We start from the raw sequence: 22,294 nt of genomic DNA, 5'->3' as shown, positions 1-22,294 counted from the left end.
CGTTCGTCGGGGGTGGGCGTTGCGGGCGGTGCGTTCTCCGCCGCGGCGGAGCCGGCGGCCTCCTTCGGCTCCTCCCCCTTCTCCTCGGTCTCCCTCTCCTCGGCCTTCTCCTTCTTCACGCCGCGCAGCGCGTCCGCCCGGATCCAGCGGCGGTGGAGTTCGAGCAGTTCCTCGGGGGTCGCCCGGCATACGCGCGCGAGGCGTTCGACTGGGGCGAACTCGGTGGGCACGACCTCCCCGCTGACGTATCGGTGGAGGGTCGACGCACTCATGTGCAGCCGCTTGCCCAGTGCGCCGTAGCTGAGCCCGGACCGCTCCTTCAGCTCCCGCAGCAGTACCGCGAAGTCGTCCCCCGCCACCCGTTTCTCCCTCTTCCCGTATCCCCGTACGGCATCCCAGCGGGACACCGTTCCCGCAGGTCAGAGCCGCTCCCCGCGTCCCAGTGTCCCGCATGTCCCGGCACCACTGGCGACCGGGACGGACCCGGACCCAAGCTGTGGTCATCCAAGCAGCCGCTCCCGGCGAACGGTCGAGCGGCTCACCCGGACTCCACCCGAAGGGGATCTCTCATGTCCGCACGCACCACCCGCCGCACCCGCCTGTTCGCCGCCACCACGGTCGCGCTGGCCGCACTCGCACTGACGGCCTGCGAGGGCGGCGGATCGGACACGGGCGCCCCGGCCGGGTCCTCCTCCGTCCCGGCCGGCGACCAGGCCAAGCCCGTCACCGGCGGAGGCGAGTCGGACGGCGGCAAGGGAACGGACGCCGCGAACGGCTCCACCGGCGGCGGCGCCGCCACAGGCTCCGGCTCGTCCGGCACGGGCTCGTCGGACGCCGGATCGTCGAGCACGGGCTCGTCGGACGCCGGCGCGTCGGACGCCGGCGGCCAGGACGACGGGGACATGCCCGGAAAGTGCTCCGCCTCCGACGTGAAGATCACCGCGACCAAGGTGTCCCGCCCCCTCAACCACCTCCTGCTGACCGCCACCAACACCGGCTCGAAGACCTGCATGCTGCCGCCGTACCCGGCGGCGCGCTTCGGTGAGGCCCAGTCCGTGCCGCCGGTGGCGGAGGCGACCAAGCCGCAGTCGCTGACCGGCGTGGAGCCCGGCAAGTCCGGTTACGCCGGCGTGTTGCTGTCGTCCGGCGACGGCAGCGGCGAGAACGGCTACGAGACGAACACCCTCACGATCCCGTTCGAGGACGGCTCCATCGCCACGGTCTCCCTGCCGTCCGGCGGCGTGTACGTCGACACCGCGCTGACGGTCACCTACTGGCAGACCAGCATGGACGGTGCCCTCGGGTACTGAAGGGGTGCCCACACGCCACGCACCCCCTGCACGAAGCACCGGGCGAGGTCGCCGCTCAGCGCAGCGTGCGAGCGGCCTCGGTGGCCCAGTAGGTGAGGATGTTGCGCGCGCCGGCCCGCTTGATGCCGGTGAGCGCCTCCAGGATGGCCCGGTCGCGGTCGATCCAGCCCTTCTCGGCGGCGGCCTCGATCATCGAGTACTCGCCGGAGATCTGGTAGGCGGCGACGGGCACGTCCACGGCCTCGGCGACCTTGGCCAGGATGTCGAGGTAGGGGCCGGCCGGCTTGACCATCACCATGTCGGCGCCCTCCTCCAGGTCGAGGGCCAGCTCCCGCATCGCGTCCCGCACGTTGGCGGCGTCCTGCTGGTAGGTCTTCCGGTCCCCCTTGAGCGAGGACCCGACGGCCTCCCGGAAGGGCCCGTAGAAGGCGGACGCGTACTTGACGGTGTAGGCGAGGATCGCGACGTCCTCGCGCCCGATCTGGTCGAGGGCGTCACGTACGACCCCGACCTGACCGTCCATCATCCCGCTGGGCCCGACCACATGGGCGCCCGCGTCGGCCTGCACCTGCGCCATCTCGGCGTACCGCTCAAGGGTGGCGTCATTGTCGACCCGCCCCTGGGCGTCCAGCACGCCGCAGTGCCCGTGGTCGGTGAACTCGTCGAGGCACAGGTCGGACATGACGAGCAGCTCGTCCCCGACCTCGGCCCGCACGTCCCGCAGCGCGACCTGCAGGATCCCGTCCGGGTCGGTCCCCGCCGTCCCGGCCGCGTCCTTCTTCGCATCCTCCGGCACCCCGAAGAGCATGATCCCGGACACCCCCGCCTCGACCGCCTCCGCGGCGGCCTTCTTCAGCGTGTCCCGGGTGTGCTGCACGACCCCGGGCATCGCCGCGATCGGCACCGGCTCGCTGACGCCCTCGCGTACGAAGGCGGGGAGGATGAGGTCGGCGGGGTGCAGCCGGGTCTCGGCGACCATCCGACGCATGACGGGAGTGGTCCGCAGCCGCCGGGGCCGGGTGCCGGGAAAGGATCCGTACGTCGACATACCTCCTACGCTACGCCCGCCCCGCCCGTGCCTTTGCCGACGGGAAGTCGGCCCACGCGGCCCCTGTCCTGAAGCCGACAGCCACCGCGAGGGCCCGGACGTCCGGGTCAGGGCACGACCGGCGGCCACGGCACGTCGGCCAGCAGGGGGAGCAACGTGTCCTCCTCGTAGTCGAGGTGCGCGTTCAGCTCCGCGGACATCGCCGCCAGTTCCGTGCGGAAGCGCCGCGGGTCGGCGATGGCGATGCCGGCCAGCAGGTCCGCCAGGTCGCCCTGGATGCGGGCGATGGCGCGGTGTTCGGCGTCGAGCCGGTCGAAGACGTCGGTCAGGTGGGGGTGGTGGCGGGCGATGCCCGGGAACAAGTGCCCGTCCTCACTGTCGTGATGGAACTCCAGCGCCTGGCAGAACGCCAGGCACCGCTGCCGGATCTGCAGCCCGAGCCCCGGCACCGGCGCCGCACCGGCACCCCGGTGCGCGGCCCGTGCGGCGAAATGGGCGTCGGTCTCCGCCCGCACCTGGCGCAACTGGCCGCGCAGCCAGGTGTGAACCTCCATGACCTTGTCGGCGAGGGTGCGGACCTCGCCGGGCCCCTCCCAGTCGTCGGGCTCGGCGCTCCGCAGCACCACGACCGGCAGCAGCCGGTCGGTCCCGTCCTGGTAGTCGCCGTAGCCGGGCGCCGCGCGCACGACGTGCGCGAACAACTCCTCGCGCCGGACGCCCTCGGCGGGCACGGCGAGAGCCTGGAAGGCCCGGGTGCCGACCTCCACCTCGACCAGGGGACGGGCGAGCAGGTTGTGGTACCAGCCGGGATGCCGCGGGCCGCCGAGGTTGGACCCGACGACGAGGAGGGCGTCCCCGTGCCGGACGTACCCGAGGGGCGTGGTCCGCTCGGCTCCCGACCGGGCGCCGGTGGTGGTCAGCAGGAGCAGGTCCTCACCCTCGAAGGGGCCGCCGACCTTCCCCCCGTTGGCGCGGAACTCGTCGATGACGGACTGCTGGAAAGACTGGGCGGGCTCGGAAAGCCCAGAAGGCCGGGACGGCTGAAAAGACGTGGGCATACGGTTCTGTGTCTCCATGACGGCAGGCCGCGGCGCGCGGCACGGTGCCGGAAAAGGGCGAAGCGAGAAGGACGACGACGTGCGAATGCGCTACGTCGTGTCAGGGCGCGGAGCAGGAACTCATCACGTACCCCTTGAATGAGGGCGCTCGCCCGATCGCCGGCCGGCCCACTGCTCTTTGACCGGCGCCACGCGGCACCGCCCTCATTACACGCACCCTCCCGTCGCCTGTCAACGCCACGCGGCGCCGACCCGGACGACGTGCTTGCCGCGGACCCCACCGGCCTCCAAAGCCCGGTGCGCGTCGGCGACACGGTCGAGAGGGTGGGCCGTGTCCACGACGGGGACGATGTCGCCGCGCTCCGCGTAGCGGGTGACCTCGCTCAGCAGCGCTGTGTCGGGGTTGCCGCTGAAGGCCCGGATGCGTCCCCTGCCGTGCACGGTGGAGGCGAGGACCGTGCCGAGGCCGGCCAGGGGCCGATCGAGGTCGATGCTGACGGCCACCATGCGCCCGCCCGGAGCCAGCAGCCGGCGGATCCGGGACTGCTCGGTGCCGACCGTGTCCACGATGACGTCGAAGCGGCCGAGCCCGGAGAGCGGAGTCGCCCGGTGGTCCAGCGCCTCGTCGGCGCCCAGGCCGCGTACGAAGTCGAGGTTCTTCCCGCCCGCGAGAGCGACGACGTGCGCACCGAAGAGCCGGCCGATCTGGACGGTGACGCTGCCCACGCCCCCGCTGCCGCCGCGCACCAGGAGCCGCTCACCGGGCTGGAGGGCAGCCTTGTCGCGCAGGGCGGTCAGCGCCGTGGTCCCGCCCGCGATCAGCGAAACGGCCTGCTCCGGGGTGAGGTTCTCCGGCGCGGGCGCGATATGGCGAGCGCTTACGGCGACGTACTCGGCCATGCTGCCGGTCCTGCGCCCAAGCAGCCCCCACACCCGGTCCCCCGCACGCACCCCGGCGACCGAGGACCCGACCTCGGTCACCTCTCCCGCGAAGTCGATGCCGCTCGCCTTGGGGAAGGCGCGGCCGGTCACCAGGCGCACCTTCCCGGTCCGGTCGAGCAGGTCGCCGCCGTTGACACCGACGGCGTGCACCCGCACCAGCACCTGCTCGGGGCTGATGACGGGTACGGGCCGCCTGCCGACGTAGAGGACGTCCGGGGGGCCGAAACGGTCGAAGAGGACCGCGTTCATCTCGCTCATGTCTTGTCCCATATCGCGTTCGGGGAGCGCGGGCACCGCTCGCACCCGCTGCTACGCTCATCCTGGACCCGTAAGTGGACGACATCCTCCACTTCGCCGGAAGTGAGAAACATGCCTGATCAGACCTCTCACAAACCCCCCGAGCACACCGCCGGAGGCCCTCCGGCGGATCCGAATCTGCGCGCCGACGCCCGCCGCAACCGCGAACGCGTCCTGGAGGCCGCCCGCGAGACGTTCGCGGCCCAGGGCGTCGACGCCCCCATGAGCGCCGTCGCCCGCCGAGCCGGCGTCGGCGTCGCCACCCTCTACCGGCGCTTCCCGACCCGCTCCGCGCTCGTCACCGCCGCCTTCACCGAACAGCTCTCGCTGTGCGCGTCCGCCCTCGACGAGGCCCTCGCCGACCCCGACCCGGGGCACGGCCTGTACACGCTCCTCGAGAAGGTGTGCACCACACTGGTGACCGACCGCGGCTTCGAGACCGTGCTCATGGCCCGCTTCCCCGAGGCGCTCGACTACGACAAGGAACGCGCCCGCGCCGAGGAAGGCCTGGCCCGCCTGGTCCGACGCGCCCGCGAGGCCGGACAGCTCCGCGAGGACTTCGATCCCGCGGACATCGCGCTCCTCCTCCTGGCCGTCACCGGCCTCGCCGGCCAACCCCGCGAAACCGCTCTGGCCGCCTCGCGCCGCCTGCTCACCTACCTCTTCCAGGCCTTTCGGCCACCGCCCCCCGGCCGCCCGGCCCCGCTGCCGCCTGCCCCACCGATGGGCCTGGGCGAGGTGCACCGGCCGACGGGACGCCCGTAGGCACGCTCCGGGACCGGCGGTAGCGACAGCGAGGCGGGGCGCCCCCGAAGGAACGCCCCGCCTCACCTCACTTCACCTCACGTGGAGGACCGCCGCCTCCGCGCCCCCGGCCGCCGCTCGCTCGGCCGCGTCACCGGGTCCCCGGCCTCCAGGGCCGACGCGCGGCGCCGCAGGCCGAAGTCGGCCAGGGCCTCCGCCAGCTTGTGGACGGACGGCTCGGGAGCCATGACGTCCACCCGCAGACCGTGCTCCTCGGCCGTCTTGGCGGTCGCCGGACCGATGCACGCGATCACCGTCACGTTGTGCGGCTTGCCGGCGATGCCGACCAGGTTCCGCACCGTGGACGACGACGTGAACAGCACCGCGTCGAAGCCGCCGCCCTTGATGGCCTCGCGCGTCGTGGCCGGCGGCGGCGAGGCGCGCACCGTCCGGTAGGCGGTGACGTCGTCGACCTCCCAGCCCAGCTCGATCAGCCCGGCCACCAGCGTCTCCGTGGCGATGTCCGCCCGCGGCAGGAAGACACGGTCGATCGGGTCGAAGACCGGGTCGTACGGCGGCCAGTCCTCCAGCAGACCGGCGGCCGACTGCTCGCCGCTCGGCACCAGGTCCGGCTTCACGCCGAAGGCGACGAGGGCCTTCGCCGTCTGCTCGCCCACCGCGGCGACCTTGATGCCCGCGAAGGCACGGGCGTCAAGACCGTACTCCTCGAACTTCTCCCGGACCGCCTTCACCGCGTTGACCGACGTGAACGCGATCCACTCGTAGCGGCCCGTCACCAGGCCCTTGACCGCCCGCTCCATCTGCTGGGGCGTGCGCGGCGGCTCGACGGCGATGGTCGGCACCTCGCTCGGCACGGCGCCGTACGAGCGCAGCTGGTCGGAGAGCGACGCCGCCTGCTCCTTCGTGCGCGGCACGAGGACCTTCCAGCCGAACAGCGGCTTGGACTCGAACCACGACAGCTGGTCGCGCCGGGCGGAGGCGGAGCGCTCGCCGACCACGGCTATCACCGGCCGGCCACCGTCCGGGGACGGCAGCACCTTCGCCTGCTTCAGCGTCTGCGCGACCGTGCCGAGGGTGGCGGACCAGGTGCGCTGCCGGGTCGTCGTACCGGCGATCGTCACCGTCATCGGGGTGTCCGGCTTGCGGCCGGCCGACACCAGCTCACCGGCGGCCGCGGCCACCGAGTCGAGCGTCGTCGACACGACGACCGTCCCGTCGGAGGCCCCGACCTCGGTCCAGCAGCGGTCCGACGCGGTACGGGCGTCCACGAACCGCACGTCGGCGCCCTCGGCGTCCCGCAGCGGCACACCGGCGTACGCGGGCACGCCGACGGCGTTCGCGATACCGGGGACGACCTCGAAGGGCACGCCGGCCGCGGCGCACGCCAGCATCTCCTCGGCGGCGTACGTGTCGAGCCCGGGATCCCCGGTCACCGCACGCACGACCCGCCTGCCGCCCCGCGCGGCCTCCATGACAAGATGTGCGGCATCCCGCACGGCGGGGGCGCCCGAGGTCGTCGACGCTCCGTCAACTACCTTCAGCTGGGGCGTGCTTGTGCCCGGATCCGAGGGATCGGTGTCCGTGTGCACTTCCGACACGCCCTGCCTCGCGTGCGTGCGTACGACGTCGAGCACCTCGTGCTCGGCGACGAGGACGTCCGCGTGCGCCAGTGCCTCCACGGCGCGCAGAGTCAGCAGTCCCGGATCTCCGGGTCCGGCACCGAGGAAGGTGACGTGCCCTTGTTCCGGACCGGCGGGAAAGGTGGTGGGGCTCAATGTGCTCGCTCCCCCATCAGACCGGCCGCGCCCTGGGCGAGCATCTCGGTGGCGAGTTCGCGACCGAGTGCCAGTGCCGCCTCGTGCGTTTCAGGCACGGGACCGGTGGTGGACAGCTGCACCAGCGTCGAGCCGTCGGTCGTGCCGACGACGCCGCGCAGGCGCATTTCCTTGACAATCTGCCCGTCGGCCAGGAGGTCGGCAAGCGCGCCCACCGGGGCGCTGCAGCCGGCCTCCAGGGCGGCGAGCAGTGACCGCTCGGCCGTCACGGCGACCCGCGTGAACGGGTCGTCGAGTTCGGCGAGCGCGGCGATCAGCGCAGCGTCTTGGGCGGAGTTCCCCGCCCTGCACTCGATCGCCAGAGCCCCCTGGCCGGGGGCGGGCAGAACCGTGTCGACCGACAGGAAGTCGGTCACCTCGTCGATGCGGCCCACCCGGTTCAGCCCGGCGGCGGCCAGCACGACCGCGTCGAGCTCACCGCTGCGGACGTACCCGATGCGCGTGTCGACGTTGCCCCGGATCGGGACCGTCTCGATCTCCATCCCGTGGGTGCGGGCGTACGCGTTCAGCTGCGCCATGCGCCGCGGCGCGCCCGTACCTATCCGTGCCCCGCGGGGCAGGTCGGTGAGCTTGCGCGCGTCCCGGGCGACGACCACGTCCCGCGGGTCCTCGCGCTCCGGAACGGCGGCCACCACCAGGCCCTCGTGCTGCGCGGTGGGGAGGTCCTTGAGGGAGTGAACCGCGAAGTCCACCTCACCCCGCAGCAGCGCCTCGCGCAGCGCGGCCACGAACACGCCCGTGCCGCCGATCTGCGCGAGCGCCTCACGGGAGACGTCCCCGTACGTGGTGATCTCGACCAGCTCAACGGGCCGACCGGTCACCTGGCTCACGGCGTCCGCCACCTGCCCGGACTGGGCCATGGCGAGCTTACTTCGCCTGGTCCCCAGCCTCAGTGCCTTCTCAGTCATGCCGGCCCTCGGTTCTTCTCAGTGCTGTTCTCGGCGCGGGAGACGGAGGCCACCGTCTCGGGGTCGAGGTCGAACAGGGTGCGCAGCGCGTCCGCGTACCCGGCACCGCCGGGCTCGGCGGCGAGCTGCTTGACCCGTACCGTCGGCGCGTGCAGCAGCTTGTCGACCACACGCTTGACGGTCTGGGTGATCTCGGCGCGGTGTTTGTCGTCGAGGCCCGGCAGCCGCCCTTCCAGCCGGGCGATCTCGCCCGCCATTACGTCGGCGGCCATGCTGCGCAGCGCGACCACGGTGGGCGTGATGTGCGCGGCCCGCTGGGCCGCTCCGAACGCGGCGACCTCGTCGGCGACGATCCGGCGGACCATGTCGACGTCGGCGGCCATCGGCCCCGCGGACGGAGTCCGCTGGTTGGGCCCAGTGGCCGACGCGTCGGCGAGCGACTCGATGTCCACCAGGCGTACCCCGGCCAGCCGGTGCACGGCGGCGTCGATGTCGCGCGGCATGGCTAGGTCGAGGAGGAAGAGCACCGGCTGCGGGCGTGTCACCTCGGCGACCGGCTCGGGCCGTCGCCGCTCGGGGATGCGCCCGACGCTCGCGGCCGTCGCGGCGAGCGCGGCGATCAGCTCGGCGTCCGCCTCGGCACCCGGCCGCCCGGCCTCGCGCGTCCGGTCCGCGACCGCGCCGCCCGTGGCCCAGGCCCCGTGCTGCTCCAGCGTCGCCGCGTCCATGCCGGCCACGGCGGCCTCCCCCATGACGGAGAAGCCGGTCGGCACGGAGGACAGGTCGAGCGGACAGTTCTCGTCCGTACCGGCGCCAGGTGTCTCGGCCGCCTCCTGTACGACGCCGACGGCGGCGTCCGCCCCGGAGGGCGCGTCGCCGAACCCGGCGGCGGGGGCGCCCGTACGGCGCTCCACCGCGGCCGCCACGGCGTCGGCCGTGAGGACGATCCCGGTCGCACCGGTGCAGGAGACGGCCACGTCGGCACGTGTCAGCTCGACCGGCACCGAGTCCATCGGTACCGCGCGGGCCAGCACGTCCGTGTCGTCGCCCTCGGAGAGGATCTGCGCGAGGCGCTCGGCGCGTTCGAAGGTGCGGTTGGCCACGACGATCTCGGCGACCCCGGCCCGCGCCAGCGTGGCGGCGGCCAGCGAGGACATCGAGCCGGCGCCGATGACCAGGGCCTTCTTGCCCCGCGCCCACTGCTGGACGTCGGCTCCCGCGGACAGCTGCTCCAGGCCGAAGGTGACCAGGGACTGCCCGGCCCGGTCGATGCCGGTCTCGGAGTGGGCCCGCTTGCCGACCCGCAGCGCCTGCTGGAACAGGTCGTTCAGCAGCCGGCCGGCGGTGTGCAGGTCCTGCGCCCGGGCCAGGGAGTCCTTTATCTGGCCGAGGATCTGGCCCTCGCCCACCACCATCGAGTCGAGCCCGCAGGCCACCGAGAACAGGTGGTGGACGGCCCGGTCCTCGTAGTGCACATAAAGATAAGGAGTGAGCTCCTCCAGGCCGACCCCGCTGTGCTGGGCCAGCAGCGTGGACAGCTCGGCGACACCGGCGTGGAACTTGTCCACGTCGGCGTACAGCTCGATGCGGTTGCAGGTGGCCAGGACCGCGGCCTCGGTGGCCGGTTCGGCGGCGACCGTGTCCTGCAACAGCTTGAGCTGCGCGTCCGCGCTCAGCGACGCCCGCTCCAGCACGCTGACCGGCGCGCTGCGGTGGCTCAGTCCGACGACGAGGAGGCTCATGCCGGCATCACGGCGGGCACGTCCCCGTCGGGTCCCTGGTCGGCGGAGGGGCGCTGCTTGCGAGCGACGGCGGGCGGCACGACACCGGCGTCGGCCGCCGCCTCCTCGCCCGCCTTGCGCTGCTCGTGGAAGGCGAGGATCTGCAGCTCGATGGAGAGGTCGACCTTGCGCACGTCGACGCCCTCGGGGACGTTCAGCACGGTCGGCGCGAAGTTGAGGATGGAGGTGACACCGGCGGCCACGAGCCGGTCGCAGACCTGCTGGGCGGCACCGGCGGGGGTCGCGATCACACCGATCGAGACACCGTCGTCCTGGATGATCTTCTCCAGCTCGTCGGTGTGCTGCACCGGGATGCCGGCGACGGGCTTTCCGGCCATTCCCGGATCGGCGTCGATCAGCGCGGCGACGCGGAAACCGCGGGAGGCGAAGCCGCCGTAGTTGGCGAGCGCGGCGCCGAGGTTACCGATACCGACGATCACTACCGGCCAGTCCTGGGTGAGCCCCAGCTCGCGGGAGATCTGGTAGACGAGATACTCGACGTCGTAGCCGACGCCCCGGGTCCCGTAGGAGCCGAGGTAGGAGAAGTCCTTGCGCAGCTTCGCGGAGTTGACTCCCGCCGCGGCCGCCAGCTCCTCGGAGGAGACCGTGGGCACCGAGCGCTCGGAGAGCGCGGTGAGGGCGCGGAGGTACAGCGGAAGCCTGGCGACGGTGGCCTCGGGAATCCCTCGGCTGCGGGTCGCCGGTCGGTGTGTTCGGCCAGTTGCCACGGTGCTCCTGCGGGTAGAGCGGGGCTGTAGGCGGTCATACGTCCCTACATGACCGCCCCGTCGAATGCAGGCTATGTCTTTGTGAACGCGTGCACAAAGATGGTGTCCGATTTGCCCGGCCAACGTGACCGGGCTCACGCGCGCCCGGCGCACGAACCGGGAACCGGCGCATACGCGCACGCGTTCCTCTCCCATCGGGGGCAAAGCCGCACACGCTCCTCACGATCAACGCCCCCGAGACCAAGACACCATCGATCCTAAGCGACCATCCGGACTACTTGGACTGCTCGGTCAGTGCCTTGCGCAGCCGTTCCTCGTTCACACGCCAGAAGGTGTGCTGCCTGCCGTCGACGAGGACGACCGGGATCTGTTCCCAGTACTCGTCGTGGAGTCGGCGGTCCTCGGTGATGTCCTTCCCCTCCCAGGGGACACCGAGGTCGGCACACACCTTCTCGACGACGAGCTGTGCGTCATCACACAGATGACAGCCGGGTTTGCGGATGAGGGTGACGAGATGGTTCTCGGAGTGCTCATGAGACTGCGCGGGCTGCGGGGCCCCCGGGGTCTGCGGGGGCTTTCGGCGGAAGAGGGGACTCATGCCGGCCATTCTCGCGCGCACGGCGGCGTACGCCGACCCCTCGGCGGCGGGTGGACCGCCTGCCGGGCCGGGGTTCCGACGCGCCCGCGCGGGCGCCTCTTTAACGACACGGTCGCCCAGAGTTCACAGCCTGCGAACCTCTCGACTCCGAAGCCTCCGAACAAACTGGCTATGCTCACGGGCATGGCCGCTCTTCGATGGCTCACCCCCCGTAGGCGCTCCGCCACGGCGCGGAGCGTGTTGGCAGGCGAGGCCTCGGCGGAGGCAGCCCGCAAATCCGCCCAGTCCGCACAGGACACTTCCGCCCCCGACACGGGCGCGGAGGCGGATTTCCCGGTCCACGGCGACGACAGGGCGGCCGCCTTCTTCGATCTCGACAACACCGTGATGCAGGGCGCCGCGATCTTCCACTTCGGCCGGGGCCTGTACAAGCGGAAGTTCTTCGAGACCCGCGATCTCGCCCGGTTCGCCTGGCAGCAGGCGTACTTCCGGCTGGCCGGGCTCGAGGACCCGGAGCACATGCAGGACGCCCGCGACTCCGCCCTGTCGATCGTCAAGGGCCACCGTGTCTCCGAGCTGAAGTCGATCGGCGAGGAGATCTACGACGAGTACATGGCCGAGCGGATCTGGCCCGGCACCCGCGCCCTCGCCCAGGCCCACCTGGACGCGGGCCAGAAGGTCTGGCTGGTCACGGCCGCCCCGGTGGAGATCGCCCAGGTGATCGCCCGCCGCCTGGGTCTGACCGGCGCGCTGGGCACGGTGGCCGAGTCGATCGGCGGCGTCTACACGGGCAAGCTGGTGGGCGAACCACTGCACGGCCCCGCGAAGGCCGAGGCGGTACGCGCACTGGCGACGGCGGAGTGCCTGGACCTGACCCGCTGCGCCGCCTACAGCGACTCCCACAACGACATCCCGATGCTGTCACTGGTCGGCCACCCCTACGCGATCAACCCGGACTCCAAGCTGCGCAAGCACGCCCGCGAGCTGGAGTGGCGCCTGCGCGACTACCGCACCGGCCGCAAGGCGGCCAAGGTCGGCATCCCCGCGGCCGCGGGCGTCGGCGCGGTGGCCGGCGGGACCGCGGCGGCCATCGCGCTGCACCGCCGCCGCCGTTGACCCAATCGATGTGACGTACCCGCGGGACACCCTTTCCAGTCCACTTTCCTCACATCGACCACAACACGCTCTGTAGTCACCAGTAATCCGAACCGTTCCGGTCATTAACTGATCACTCTGCAGCATCTGATCGAGCGTCAATCGGGCACGGAAGCGACGTAATCGATGATTTGAGCAACTGGGCGTAGCAGTGCCTGCACGAAGCGTTATTCTCCTCAGACGCAATCCGGTACCCCACCTTCGCTACGACGGGTGAATGGTTCCGTACTGCACGTGATGGAAGCTCTGCCTCTGGGAGTCCCGTGTACCCACACGTCGGGGTTGACGCCTCGGGCCTGGCTACGCTGCGCGCAACGGTCAAATCAGCCCAAGACCTGTTGCGCGGCTTCGTCCCCACCGCGTATGCCGTCCCCGCCCTCGCCGCGGCCACCGCCCCCGTGGGCCCGTGCTATGCACTGGCCGACGGAAGCGCCGCCGTCGGCAGACGCGCGCGGTCGTCCTCGTCCGGGACCGCCGCCGCAACCACCCACCGCCGCCCCGCCGCGGACAGCGACAGCGCCCGCATGATGGACCTGGTCGAACGCGCCCAGGCCGGCGAGGCCGACGCCTTCGGGCGGCTGTACGACCAGTACAGCGACACCGTGTACCGCTACATCTACTACCGCGTCGGCGGGAAGGCGACCGCCGAGGACCTCACCAGCGAGACCTTTCTGCGAGCCCTGCGGCGCATCGGCACCTTCACCTGGCAGGGCCGCGACTTCGGCGCCTGGCTGGTGACCATCGCCCGCAACCTCGTCGCCGACCACTTCAAGTCCAGCCGCTTCCGGCTGGAGGTCACCACCGGCGAGATGCTCGACGCCAACGAGGTCGAGCGGTCCCCCGAGGACTCCGTCCTCGAATCGCTCTCGAACGCCGCCCTGCTGGACGCCGTACGCCGGCTCAACCCGCAGCAGCAGGAGTGCGTGACCCTGCGCTTCCTCCAGGGCCTCTCGGTCGCCGAGACCGCGCGCGTCATGGGCAAGAACGAGGGCGCCATCAAGACGCTCCAGTACCGGGCCGTACGCACCCTCGCCCGGCTGCTGCCGGACGACGCACGCTGAGCCCTGGGCGCCCCCGAGGCGCCGCGCCGCACCCGCACCCGCACCCGCACCCGCACCCGCCCACCGTCGCGACCCTCCGCGTTTCCCAAATCACCTTCGGTAAAAGTCGGTTGGGTTCGCGGTCCGATCATCCACCGTCCGTAACCCAAGTGCCGCGCCGCTCGTTGTGCGGGATGCAGGCTCCCTGTGGTCGCTCCCCGACCGACTCCGATCACACGATCGGGTGGTTCCGATCAGGGGGTGCAACCCTCAGGACCCCCTGGGGAGTCGACCGTCATGACGAGAGGAGGTGCCGCCAGTGATCGCGAACGTATCGGCACACCGGCGGGCGAACGCCTTCGCCCAGGCTCTGGAGGAGCAGTCCGACCCCGGGGCGGCGACCGAGCAGTCCGGAGGACCGGCAGCTGCCGGGGCCACCGCGGAACCGACCGAGCAGGGTCGTCTCTTGACCCTCGCCACCGGTCTGGAGACGCTGCCCCGGCCACAGCTGGATCCCGAGGTCAAGGTCGTTCAGCGGGCCCAGCTGGTGGCCGCGTTCGAGGCCATGCTGCAAGAGGGCACCGCGGGCGGCGGGGCGACGGACACTTCGGTCCCGGAGCAACGCCGCGCGCGCGGCACCCACCGGGCGGCCCCGCTGAAGAGGTTCCGGCCGCGCTCGCGGCTGGCCAAGGGCCTCACCGCGGGCGGACTGAGCGTGAGCGTGGCCGCTGGAGCCTTCGGCGGAGTCGCCGCCGCCAGTTCGGACGCCCTGCCCGGCGACTCGCTCTACGGCCTGAAGCGCGGCATAGAGGACTTCCGCCTCGGCCTCGCCGAAGGGGACGACGAGCGCGGCCGGGCCTACCTGGACCTGGCGTCGAACCGGCTGAACGAAGCACGCCGGCTCATGGAGCGCGACCGCAGCGGGCCCCTCGACCACGAGTCCCTCGGCGAGGTCCGCCGCGCCCTGTCCGGCATGCGCCACGACGCGTCCGAGGGCCATCGCCTACTCAGCGCGGCCTACGCACGGGACCCCGACTCACTGGCCCCCATGCAGGCCCTCTCCGCCTTCTCCCGCTCCCACCGGGAGGCCTGGGGAGCGCTGCGCGAGCGCCTGCCCGTGCAGCTCGGGGACGTCAGCGAGCAGGTGTCGTCGGTCTTCGACGCCATAGAGGACGATGTGGCACCGCTGCAGTCCATGCTGCCGCAGCCGCCCACCCGGGACGACGGCACAGGAGACGGCGGCCGACAGCGCGGCTCGGAGTCGACGACCACCGGCACCCCGGGCTCCGGCCACACGTCGGCCCCCGGCAGCGGCGACGCCGGTACGTCCGAGCGCGGCCGCACGGACAGCGGCAGCCCCAGCGAGTCGGCCGACTCCGGCAAGGAGAACGACGGCCTGCTCGGCGGCGGCACAGGCGGCCTGCTCGACCCGCCGAAGGACACCGGCACCGCCTCCCCGCCGACGGGCGACAACACCCCGCCCGCCGAGCCGGACGTCACCCTCCCGCCCCTCCTGCCGGGCCTCCTGCCGGGCCTGGGCATCGAGGGCGAGGACGCCGACTGAGCCGGTGGGGGCCCCTCTGTCTCACAGAGGGGCCCCCACCAACGCACCGACGCACGTCAGAAGAACACCGACCTCCGCTGCACCAGCAGCTTGTAGAGCGTGTGCTGAATCTGCTCCCTCACCTGGTCGGTCAAGTTGAACATCAGCATCGGATCCTCGGCCGCCTCCGGCGGATAGCCGTCCGTCGGGATCGGCTCACCGAACTGGATCGTCCACTTCGTCGGCAACGGCACCGCACCCAACGGCCCCAGCCACGGGAAGGTCGGCGTCAGCGGGAAGTACGGAAAACCCAGCAGCCGCGCCACCGTCTTGGCGTTGCCGATCATCGGGTAGATCTCCTCCGCCCCGACGATCGAGCACGGAACGATCGGCACACCCTGCCGCAGCGCGGTGGACACGAAGCCGCCGCGCCCGAAACGCTGGAGCTTGTAGCGCTCGCTGAACGGCTTGCCGACGCCCTTGAAGCCCTCCGGCATCACGCCGACCAGCTCACCCTGACCGAGCAGCCGTTCGGCGTCCTCCGCACAGGCCAGCGTGTGCCCGAGCTTGCGCGCCAGCTCGTTGACCACCGGCAGCACGAACACCAGGTCCGCCGCCAGCAGGCGCAGATGCCGGTCGGCCGGATGATGGTCGTGCACGGCGACCTGCATCATCAGCCCGTCCAGCGGCAGCGTCCCGGAGTGGTTGGCGACGATCAGCGCGCCGCCCTCGGACGGGATGTTCTCCACGCCCTTCACCTCGACCCGGAAGTAGTTCTCGTACACCGGCCGCAGCAGGGACATCAGCACCTGGTCGGTGAGTTCGGCGTCGTAGCCGAAGTCGTCGACCTCGTAGTCACCGGTGAGCCGGCGGCGCAGGAACGCCAGGCCGCCCGCGATACGCCGCTCCAGGCCACCGTCCGCGTCCTGTGCCCGTGCCTCGGGCGCCCCGGACGACTCGGGCGACTCATGTGTCACCGGCACATCATCCCGCGCGGCCCCCCGCACCGGCAGGGGCTGCACCTCACGCACCGGCACCGACTCCGCCGTGCCCTTGCGGCGGCTCCCCGCGCCGCGGCGCCGCGCCGGGCGCTGGGCCGCGTTCTGGCCGCTCCCCCGCGACCGGTCGTCGTCGAACGGAATGACCTTGGCGTCCGCCATCGTTGATGCGCTCCTCAGTTGGCGCTCTGCGTCGGGAGGTGGCCGCTGCCCCGCAAGGACAGCTCCGCGATCCGGTCGATGGCCCCCGCGAGGGCCTCGGGCGGCAGCAGCCCGGCACCGCGACCGCGCGCGAAGTCCGCGAACGCCCCGGCCGTCGTGTACTTCGGCCGGAAACCCAGGGTTTCACGCATCTGCGTGGTGTCCACCGCCCGCCCGTGGGTGAGCAGCCGGATCTGCTCGGGGGAGAAGTCCGTCATGCCCAGCGTACGCACGAGCGAGCCCGCCCAGGTGACCGCGGGCAGCAGCAGCGGCACCGTGGGGCGTCCCAGCCGGCGCGAGCACTGGGAGAGCAGCAGGACACCGTCGCCGGCGATGTTGAAGGTGCCGCTGTTCAGCGTGCCCCGCCGCGGCTCGTGCGAGGAGATCCGCAGCACCTCGATCACGTCGTCCTCGTGCACGAACTGCAACCGCGGGTCGTAGCCGAACACCGTCGGCAGCACCGGCAGCCCGAAGTACGAGGCGAGCGGCGTGTCCGCGCTCGGGCCGAGGATGTTGGCGAACCGCAGCACGGTCACCGCCACGTCCGGCCGACGCCGCGCGAACCCCCTTACGTACCCCTCCACCTCGACCGCGTCCTTGGCGAAGCCGCCGCTCGGCAGCGACTTGGGCGGGGTGGTCTCGGTGCAGACGGCAGGGTCGCGCGGCGCGGACCCGTAGACGTTCGTACTGGACTTCACCACAAGGCGCTGCACGGTCGGCGACTTCTGGCAGGCACCGAGCAGCTGCATCGTGCCGATGACGTTGGTCTCCTTGACCGACGTGCGGCTGCCGCTGCCGCTGCCCAGCGGCGTGCCCGTGACGTCCAGGTGGACGACCGTGTCGGCGCCCGTCTCGGCGAGGATGCGCCCGATGGCCGACTGCCGGATGTCCGCCTGGACGAAGTCCGCGCCGCCCAGATGGTGCTCCGGCGCGACGGCGTCCACGCCGACGACCCGGTCCACGTCGGGATCGCGCTGGATACGCCGCACGAACCGGCCTCCCAGCTGACGGGCCACTCCGGTCACGAGCACGACCTTGCCCAAGATCAGCGCCTTCCTTCCGCCCTACTCCGTAGCCTGCCGCGTTCCCCGTCTGCGGGCCAACTTAGCCGGTCGGTGTTGCGCTGTGATGACCGCCGGATGCAGCAAGTGACGAGAATTCGCGGTCGTCGGCGCCCCGGCCCCCTGGATACGACTGCGGCCCCCCACCGGATGCGGTGGGGGGCCACAGGACACGCTGACGGCGCAGCGTCGCTTACTTCTTGTTGCGACGCTGAACGCGCGTGCGCTTGAGCAGCTTGCGGTGCTTCTTCTTGGCCATCCGCTTGCGCCGCTTCTTGATAACAGAGCCCACGACTATCCTCGCTCACTTCTCATCACTCGGTTGGTGAGCGCCATGGGCCCACACGACCTACGAGGGGCTAGCCTACCCGCCCGAGCGCTGAGGTCGTAATCGAGGTCGTCAGGCCGTTTCCACCCCCACATAGCTCTCGCGGAGGTACTCGTGAACCGCTTGCTCCGGGACGCGGAACGACCGTCCCACCCGGATCGCGGGCAGATGACCGCTGTGCACCAACCGGTACACGGTCATCTTGGACACTCGCATCACCGAGGCGACCTCCGCCACGGTAAGGAACTGAACCTCGTTCAGAGGCCTCTCGCCAGCTGCAGCCATGACACACCTGAACCTTCCGCACTCGACGGCCACCGGCTTCCCCTTCCGGTGACTCTTCGTCGCTGCGTGCTCACTCCCCAATGTAGGGGCGGGTGATGCGAATGGGGAAGAGGTGCACCCATCGCTTCCCTACCGTGACAGACACGCCCGATTGAGTACGTAGCGGGTAAGCGGCCGGTAGTACTCGGACCGCACGGCGTCATCAAGTGGAACGACGACGGACACGAGCCCCTCCGCCTCACCGACGAACAGTGCGGGATCGTCCGTATCGGCCGGCCCGATGGCCTCGAACCCCAGCTGACCTGCTCCGCAGACCCAACCGTGGTCCCCGATCACCAGCTCGGGAAGCGGTCCGCCGGCGTCGGCCGCGGCGGCCAGCACAGTACGAACCGGGAGCGGCGAATGCGTGTGTGCGCCGGGCTCACCACCGGCGCGCCCGGCGTCGGGTTCCCGCACCAACGCGACTCCCCGGACGTAGTCGAGGTTGTACGTGCGTAGACCGAACCGGGTCGTTATGTCGACACAGCGACCCTGCGCGGGGGTGAGGACAGCACATCCCGCCGCCGACAGCGCCTCGGCCAAGGCGACGTAGAAGCCGAGCAGTCGATGAGGGTGCCCGGTGCCGAGGAGGACCGGTGCGCGACGCTGAGCGACCGCGGCGAGCCGGCCGGCGAAGGCATCCAGCGCGGCCAGTGTGCGATCGGGGTCAATCACATCCTGGCCCGAAGTATCGTGCGGATCGGCCGAAACCCCGCATCTCTCCGCCATGAGCCCGAGCAGGTCCCGCTGCCCCCAGCCCCCTGCCGGGTCGATCCCGATCAGCACCCGCGGATCCCGTGCGGCGAACAACCGGTAACTCCGCAGACTCACCTCCCGGGAAGTCGCCACGACCCCGGCAAGACGAACGTCCAGAAGATGAGCCCGAAGAGCTCGACGGGTCAGCACGAACCCGATGCTGCCGGTTCCTCCCACCCCCGGACCGGGGAACGCGGGAAGTTACCCACGACCGGCGTAACACTCCCGCGGCGCAGCCGCGGCCGGTCACCCCCGCACCGCTGCGGGCAGTCGTGCCCCTGGGACGGCACGGGTGGGCGCAGCGGCACCCGGCAACGCCGGGCCGCGACACGCGCCCCCGGCCGGCACCAACCCCGCCAACCGAACGGGCGAGCCCGCTACGCCAACAACCCCCGCAACGGAAACACCGCCCGCCGAGCCGCCACCACCGCCTGGTCCAACCGGTCCGCAGGGTCGTACCCGGCCTCCCACGACGCCCACTCCACCGGCCACCGCCCATCAGTCATCCGCATCGGCCCGAGCTGCCGCGTCCGCGCGAACACCTCCTGCCGCCACCCCTCCGGAATCACCGTCTCCGGCCCCACCGGCCGCCCCGCCGCGATCCCCACCAGATGCGTCCACGACCGCGGCACCACATCCACCACCGCGTATCCCCCGCCCCCCAGCGCCACCCACCGGCCCCCGGCGTACTCGTGCGCCAGCTCATGACACGCCACCTGCACCGCCCGCTGCGCGTCCAGCGACACCGCCAGATGCGCGAGCGGGTCCTCGAAGTGCGTGTCCGCACCGTGCTGCGTCACCAGCACCTGCGGCCGGAAGTCCGCGATCACCTCCGGCACCACCGCGTGGAACGCCCGCAGCCACCCCGCGTCCCCGGTCCCCGCCGGCAGCGCGACATTCACCGCCGACCCCTCCGCACAGTCCGCCCCGGTCTCCTCCGGCCACCCGGTCTGCGGGAACAGCGTCGCCGGATGCTCGTGGAGCGAGACCGTCAGAACCCGCGGGTCCTCCCAGAACGCCGCCTGCACCCCGTCCCCGTGGTGCACGTCCACATCCACGTACGCGACCCGCTCGGCTCCCAGCTCCAGCAGCCGCGCGATCGCCAGCGCCGCGTCGTTGTACACGCAGAACCCCGAAGCCGCGCCCGGCATCGCATGGTGGAGCCCGCCCGCGAAGTTCACCGCGTGCGGCGCGTCACCGCGCCACACCGCCTCCGCCGCCCCCACCGACTGCCCGGCGATCAAAGAGGACGCCTCGTGCATCCCGGCGAAGGCCGGATCGTCGATCGTCCCGATCCCGTACGACCCGTCCGCCGAGCCCGGATCCACGGAGGCCGCCTTCACCGCCTCGATGTAGTCCTCCCGGTGGACGAGCCGCAGCGTCGACTCCCCGGCCGGCCGCGCCGCGACGACCTCCACCTCACGGTCGAGCCCCAGGGCCCCGACCAGTCCTCGCGTCAGGGCGAGCCGGACCGGATCCATCGGGTGATCCGGGCCGAAGTCATAGCCCGTTACTGCCTCGTCCCACATCAGCTGTGCGCGGCCGCTCATGCCCGCCACCGTATCGGTCCGGTTGAGTCTCGAACGACCGGGCGTACACGACCGTCACCAGCACCAACACCATCGGTACGAGCATGGCCCCGCGATAGCTCCAGGCATCCCCCAGCGCTCCCACCAACGGCGAACCGATCAGGAAACCGACGTAGTTGAAGACATTGAGCCGTGCCACCGCCGCGTCGGACGCCCCGGGCCGGCCGTCCCTCTCCGCAGCCAGCCGCCCCGCCGCCGCGAACGTCTGCGGCACCAGCACACACAACCCCAGCCCCAGCAACATGAACCCGAGCATCCCCACCCAGGCCCCCGGTGCCCCCGCCACCACGGCGAACCCACCCGCCGCGACGACCGCCCCGCCCCGCACCACCGCCACGGCCCCGAACCGCCGCACCCCGAAGTCCCCGACGGCACGCCCCACCAGCGTGGTCACCATGTACACGTTGTACGGCACAGTGGCCAGCTGCTCCGAACTCCCCAGTACGTCCTGGAGGTACTTCGCGCTCCAGTTGGAGACGGTCGAGTCCCCGATGTACGCGAATGTCATCACCAGACACAGCGGCAACAGCACCTTGAACCCGACGCCGACGCCCTCCCCCTTCGGCGCCCCCTCCACGCCGGGCTCCCCGCCGCGGCCCGCCCCGTCGACGTACCACCGGCTGCCCACCAGGGCGGCCGGCACCAGCACCGCCACGACCGGCAGATACGACACCCACAACGCCAGATCCCAGTGCGCCCCCGCCCAGGCCAGCGAGGCCCCCAGAATCCCGCCCAGGCTGTACGCCGCGTGGAACCCCAGCATGATGCTGCGCCCGTACGACCGCTGCAGGCTCACCCCGAGCATGTTCATCGAGGCGTCCAACGCACCCACCGCGAGCCCGAACACGGCCAGCGCGACGGCCAGCACCACCATCCGGTCCCCCGCCCCGACGCCGAGCAGCGCCAACAGCACCACGGGCTGGGACCAGCGCAGCAACCGACTCGGCCGCACCCGCCGCACCAGGCGCCCGGTGACCACACTCCCCACACCGGCCAGAATCGGCACGGCGGCCAGGAAGACGGGCAGCAGCGCGTCGGAGACGCCGTACCGGTCCTGGATGGCCGGGATGCGCGTGACGAGCAGAGCGAAAGCGACACCCTGAGCGAAGAAGCCGAACGCCAACGAGACCCTGCCGCGCCGCAGCACATCAGTCATGGCGGCGAGAGTAGGGCTCCCGCCTACCCGTGGGTAGATCCAGCCGAAGATGAATTCGGCTCAGCTCTGTTCAGTCCTGTCTGCGCACGAGCAGATCGGCCAGTTCCCCCATGTCGCCGAAGAGCCGGGTCGCCCCGGCGAGCTTCTCCGCCGGCGTCATCGCGGTGAACCCGTACACGTCCATCCCGGCCGCGACAGCCGCCCGGACGCCGAGCGGGCTGTCCTCGATCACGACACACCGCTCCGGCGCGACCCCCATCCGCTCCGCGGCGTGCAGGAACAGATCCGGCGCCGGCTTCCCCCGCCCCACGTCCTGGGAACTGAAGATCCGCTCGTCGTCGAACCACCGGTCCAGCCCGGTCTTCCGATGCCCCACCCGAATCCGCTCATGACTCCCGGATGAGGCCACGCAGTACGCCACCCCGTCCGTCGCGAGCTTCTCGAGCACCCCGACCGACCCGGGCACCGGCTCCAGGTCCCGCTCTAAGGCGGCGAACACCCGCCCGTGGAAGACGTCGTCGAAGTCCCCGGGCAGCCGCCGGCCCGTCCGCTCCAGGATGAGGTCATGAACCCGGTGCATCGCGGCACCCATGTAGTCCCGGAGGGAGTCGTCGTAGGACGTGGGGTGGCCCAGCTCCGTCAGATAGCCGGCCAGCAGCCGATTGGAGATCGGCTCGCTGTCGACAAGCACGCCGTCGTTGTCGAAGATAACCAGGTCGTAGCGCATACAAAGACAGTAAACGCAGAAAACCCCGCACCGTTTCCGGTGCGGGGTTTCCTGGCAATAATTGTTCGGCGGCGTCCTACTCTCCCACAGGGTCCCCCCTGCAGTACCATCGGCGCTGTAAGGCTTAGCTTCCGGGTTCGAAATGT

General features: G+C 71.5%; 22 protein-coding genes and 1 rRNA gene. 5 read left to right on the top strand and 18 right to left on the bottom strand.

What is annotated here, in order from left to right:
- Nucleotides 1-359, bottom strand: a 359-nt coding sequence (locus EBH09_RS20575) for a helix-turn-helix transcriptional regulator (RefSeq protein ID WP_153182698.1), incomplete at its 3' end; no start/stop codon positions are given.
- 210 nt (nt 360-569) lie between these two features.
- On the opposite strand from EBH09_RS20575, the gene EBH09_RS37930 reads away from it, so the two are divergent.
- Complete coding sequence (locus EBH09_RS37930; RefSeq protein ID WP_193776440.1) at nt 570-1,310, top strand: DUF4232 domain-containing protein; 741 nt, start codon at nt 570-572, stop codon at nt 1,308-1,310.
- Between the two features lie 55 nt (nt 1,311-1,365).
- Here EBH09_RS37930 and hemB read toward each other — a convergent pair whose 3' ends face one another.
- The 3 genes from hemB to EBH09_RS20555 all read right to left on the bottom strand — a co-directional run bounded on the left by hemB (nt 1,366) and on the right by EBH09_RS20555 (nt 4,616).
- Complete coding sequence (hemB, locus tag EBH09_RS20565; RefSeq protein WP_121748466.1) at nt 1,366-2,358, bottom strand: porphobilinogen synthase; 993 nt, start codon at nt 2,356-2,358, stop codon at nt 1,366-1,368.
- A gap of 107 nt (nt 2,359-2,465) precedes the next feature.
- Complete coding sequence (locus EBH09_RS20560) at nt 2,466-3,416, bottom strand: nitroreductase/quinone reductase family protein (RefSeq protein WP_121748465.1); 951 nt, start codon at nt 3,414-3,416, stop codon at nt 2,466-2,468.
- A 231-nt stretch (nt 3,417-3,647) separates the two neighbouring features.
- Nucleotides 3,648-4,616 (bottom strand): NAD(P)-dependent alcohol dehydrogenase, encoded by a 969-nt coding sequence (locus EBH09_RS20555; protein ID WP_121748464.1) that lies wholly within the window; start codon nt 4,614-4,616, stop codon nt 3,648-3,650.
- A 111-nt stretch (nt 4,617-4,727) separates the two neighbouring features.
- Here EBH09_RS20555 and EBH09_RS20550 point away from each other — a divergent pair, with 111 nt between their 5' ends.
- Nucleotides 4,728-5,420, top strand: a complete 693-nt coding sequence (locus EBH09_RS20550) for a TetR/AcrR family transcriptional regulator (RefSeq protein WP_121748463.1) — start codon at nt 4,728-4,730, stop codon at nt 5,418-5,420.
- A gap of 77 nt (nt 5,421-5,497) precedes the next feature.
- Here EBH09_RS20550 and EBH09_RS20545 read toward each other — a convergent pair whose 3' ends face one another.
- From EBH09_RS20545 to EBH09_RS20525, 5 genes are all read right to left on the bottom strand, one after another.
- A complete protein-coding gene (locus EBH09_RS20545) occupies nt 5,498-7,195 on the bottom strand; it encodes a bifunctional uroporphyrinogen-III C-methyltransferase/uroporphyrinogen-III synthase (protein WP_121748462.1) in 1,698 nt (565 codons plus the stop codon).
- On the bottom strand, nt 7,192-8,163 hold the full coding sequence (hemC, locus tag EBH09_RS20540) for a hydroxymethylbilane synthase (RefSeq protein WP_121748461.1): 972 nt from the start codon (nt 8,161-8,163) through the stop codon (nt 7,192-7,194). The genes EBH09_RS20545 and hemC overlap by 4 nt, the downstream gene beginning before the upstream one ends.
- Nucleotides 8,160-9,905 (bottom strand): glutamyl-tRNA reductase, encoded by a 1,746-nt coding sequence (locus EBH09_RS20535; RefSeq protein ID WP_121748460.1) that lies wholly within the window; start codon nt 9,903-9,905, stop codon nt 8,160-8,162. Before EBH09_RS20535 ends, hemC begins: the two co-directional genes overlap by 4 nt.
- A complete protein-coding gene (locus tag EBH09_RS20530) occupies nt 9,902-10,672 on the bottom strand; it encodes a redox-sensing transcriptional repressor Rex (RefSeq protein WP_121748459.1) in 771 nt (256 codons plus the stop codon). Before EBH09_RS20530 ends, EBH09_RS20535 begins: the two co-directional genes overlap by 4 nt.
- 274 nt (nt 10,673-10,946) lie before the next feature.
- Nucleotides 10,947-11,279, bottom strand: coding sequence for a glutaredoxin family protein (locus tag EBH09_RS20525; protein ID WP_121748458.1), 333 nt, complete (start codon nt 11,277-11,279; stop codon nt 10,947-10,949).
- 174 nt (nt 11,280-11,453) lie between these two features.
- Between EBH09_RS20525 and EBH09_RS20520 the strand changes: the two genes are divergently transcribed.
- From EBH09_RS20520 to EBH09_RS20510, 3 genes are all read left to right on the top strand, one after another.
- Nucleotides 11,454-12,386: an HAD-IB family hydrolase gene (locus EBH09_RS20520; RefSeq protein WP_193776439.1), complete on the top strand. Its 933-nt coding sequence runs from the start codon at nt 11,454-11,456 to the stop codon at nt 12,384-12,386.
- 302 nt (nt 12,387-12,688) lie between these two features.
- Nucleotides 12,689-13,486, top strand: coding sequence for an ECF subfamily RNA polymerase sigma factor, BldN family (locus EBH09_RS20515; RefSeq protein WP_193776438.1), 798 nt, complete (start codon nt 12,689-12,691; stop codon nt 13,484-13,486).
- Nucleotides 13,487-13,784: 298 nt separating this feature from the next.
- Nucleotides 13,785-15,029, top strand: coding sequence for a DUF5667 domain-containing protein (locus tag EBH09_RS20510; protein ID WP_193776437.1), 1,245 nt, complete (start codon nt 13,785-13,787; stop codon nt 15,027-15,029).
- A gap of 56 nt (nt 15,030-15,085) precedes the next feature.
- Here EBH09_RS20510 and EBH09_RS20505 read toward each other — a convergent pair whose 3' ends face one another.
- From EBH09_RS20505 to rrf, 9 genes are all read right to left on the bottom strand, one after another.
- Nucleotides 15,086-16,168 carry a lysophospholipid acyltransferase family protein gene (locus EBH09_RS20505; protein WP_121748455.1) on the bottom strand — a complete coding sequence of 361 codons (1,083 nt, stop codon included), beginning with the start codon at nt 16,166-16,168 and terminating at the stop codon, nt 15,086-15,088.
- Between the two features lie 14 nt (nt 16,169-16,182).
- Nucleotides 16,183-17,250, bottom strand: coding sequence for an NAD-dependent epimerase/dehydratase family protein (locus EBH09_RS20500; RefSeq protein ID WP_121748454.1), 1,068 nt, complete (start codon nt 17,248-17,250; stop codon nt 16,183-16,185).
- A gap of 211 nt (nt 17,251-17,461) precedes the next feature.
- A complete protein-coding gene (locus EBH09_RS20495; RefSeq protein ID WP_003948845.1) occupies nt 17,462-17,560 on the bottom strand; it encodes an AURKAIP1/COX24 domain-containing protein in 99 nt (32 codons plus the stop codon).
- Between the two features lie 108 nt (nt 17,561-17,668).
- Entirely contained in the window at nt 17,669-17,881 is a 213-nt protein-coding gene (locus EBH09_RS20490) for a helix-turn-helix domain-containing protein (protein ID WP_004984898.1), read from the bottom strand.
- A 129-nt stretch (nt 17,882-18,010) separates the two neighbouring features.
- Nucleotides 18,011-18,826, bottom strand: a complete 816-nt coding sequence (locus EBH09_RS20485; RefSeq protein WP_121748453.1) for a phosphatase — start codon at nt 18,824-18,826, stop codon at nt 18,011-18,013.
- A 227-nt stretch (nt 18,827-19,053) separates the two neighbouring features.
- Nucleotides 19,054-20,226, bottom strand: a complete 1,173-nt coding sequence (locus tag EBH09_RS20480) for an acetoin utilization protein AcuC (protein WP_121748452.1) — start codon at nt 20,224-20,226, stop codon at nt 19,054-19,056.
- Complete coding sequence (locus tag EBH09_RS20475; protein WP_121748451.1) at nt 20,177-21,421, bottom strand: MFS transporter; 1,245 nt, start codon at nt 21,419-21,421, stop codon at nt 20,177-20,179. Before EBH09_RS20475 ends, EBH09_RS20480 begins: the two co-directional genes overlap by 50 nt.
- A gap of 70 nt (nt 21,422-21,491) precedes the next feature.
- On the bottom strand, nt 21,492-22,148 hold the full coding sequence (locus tag EBH09_RS20470; RefSeq protein WP_121748450.1) for an HAD family hydrolase: 657 nt from the start codon (nt 22,146-22,148) through the stop codon (nt 21,492-21,494).
- Between the two features lie 63 nt (nt 22,149-22,211).
- Nucleotides 22,212-22,294: ribosomal RNA gene (gene rrf / locus EBH09_RS20465) — 5S ribosomal RNA — on the bottom strand; the annotation flags it as partial.

Origin of the sequence: Streptomyces sp. E2N166 (assembly GCF_003671715.1) — a bacterium.
Lineage (GTDB): Bacteria > Actinomycetota > Actinomycetes > Streptomycetales > Streptomycetaceae > Streptomyces > Streptomyces thinghirensis.
Note: the sequence above shows the minus strand (reverse complement) of the source record. Positions and strands in the feature narration are given on the sequence as shown.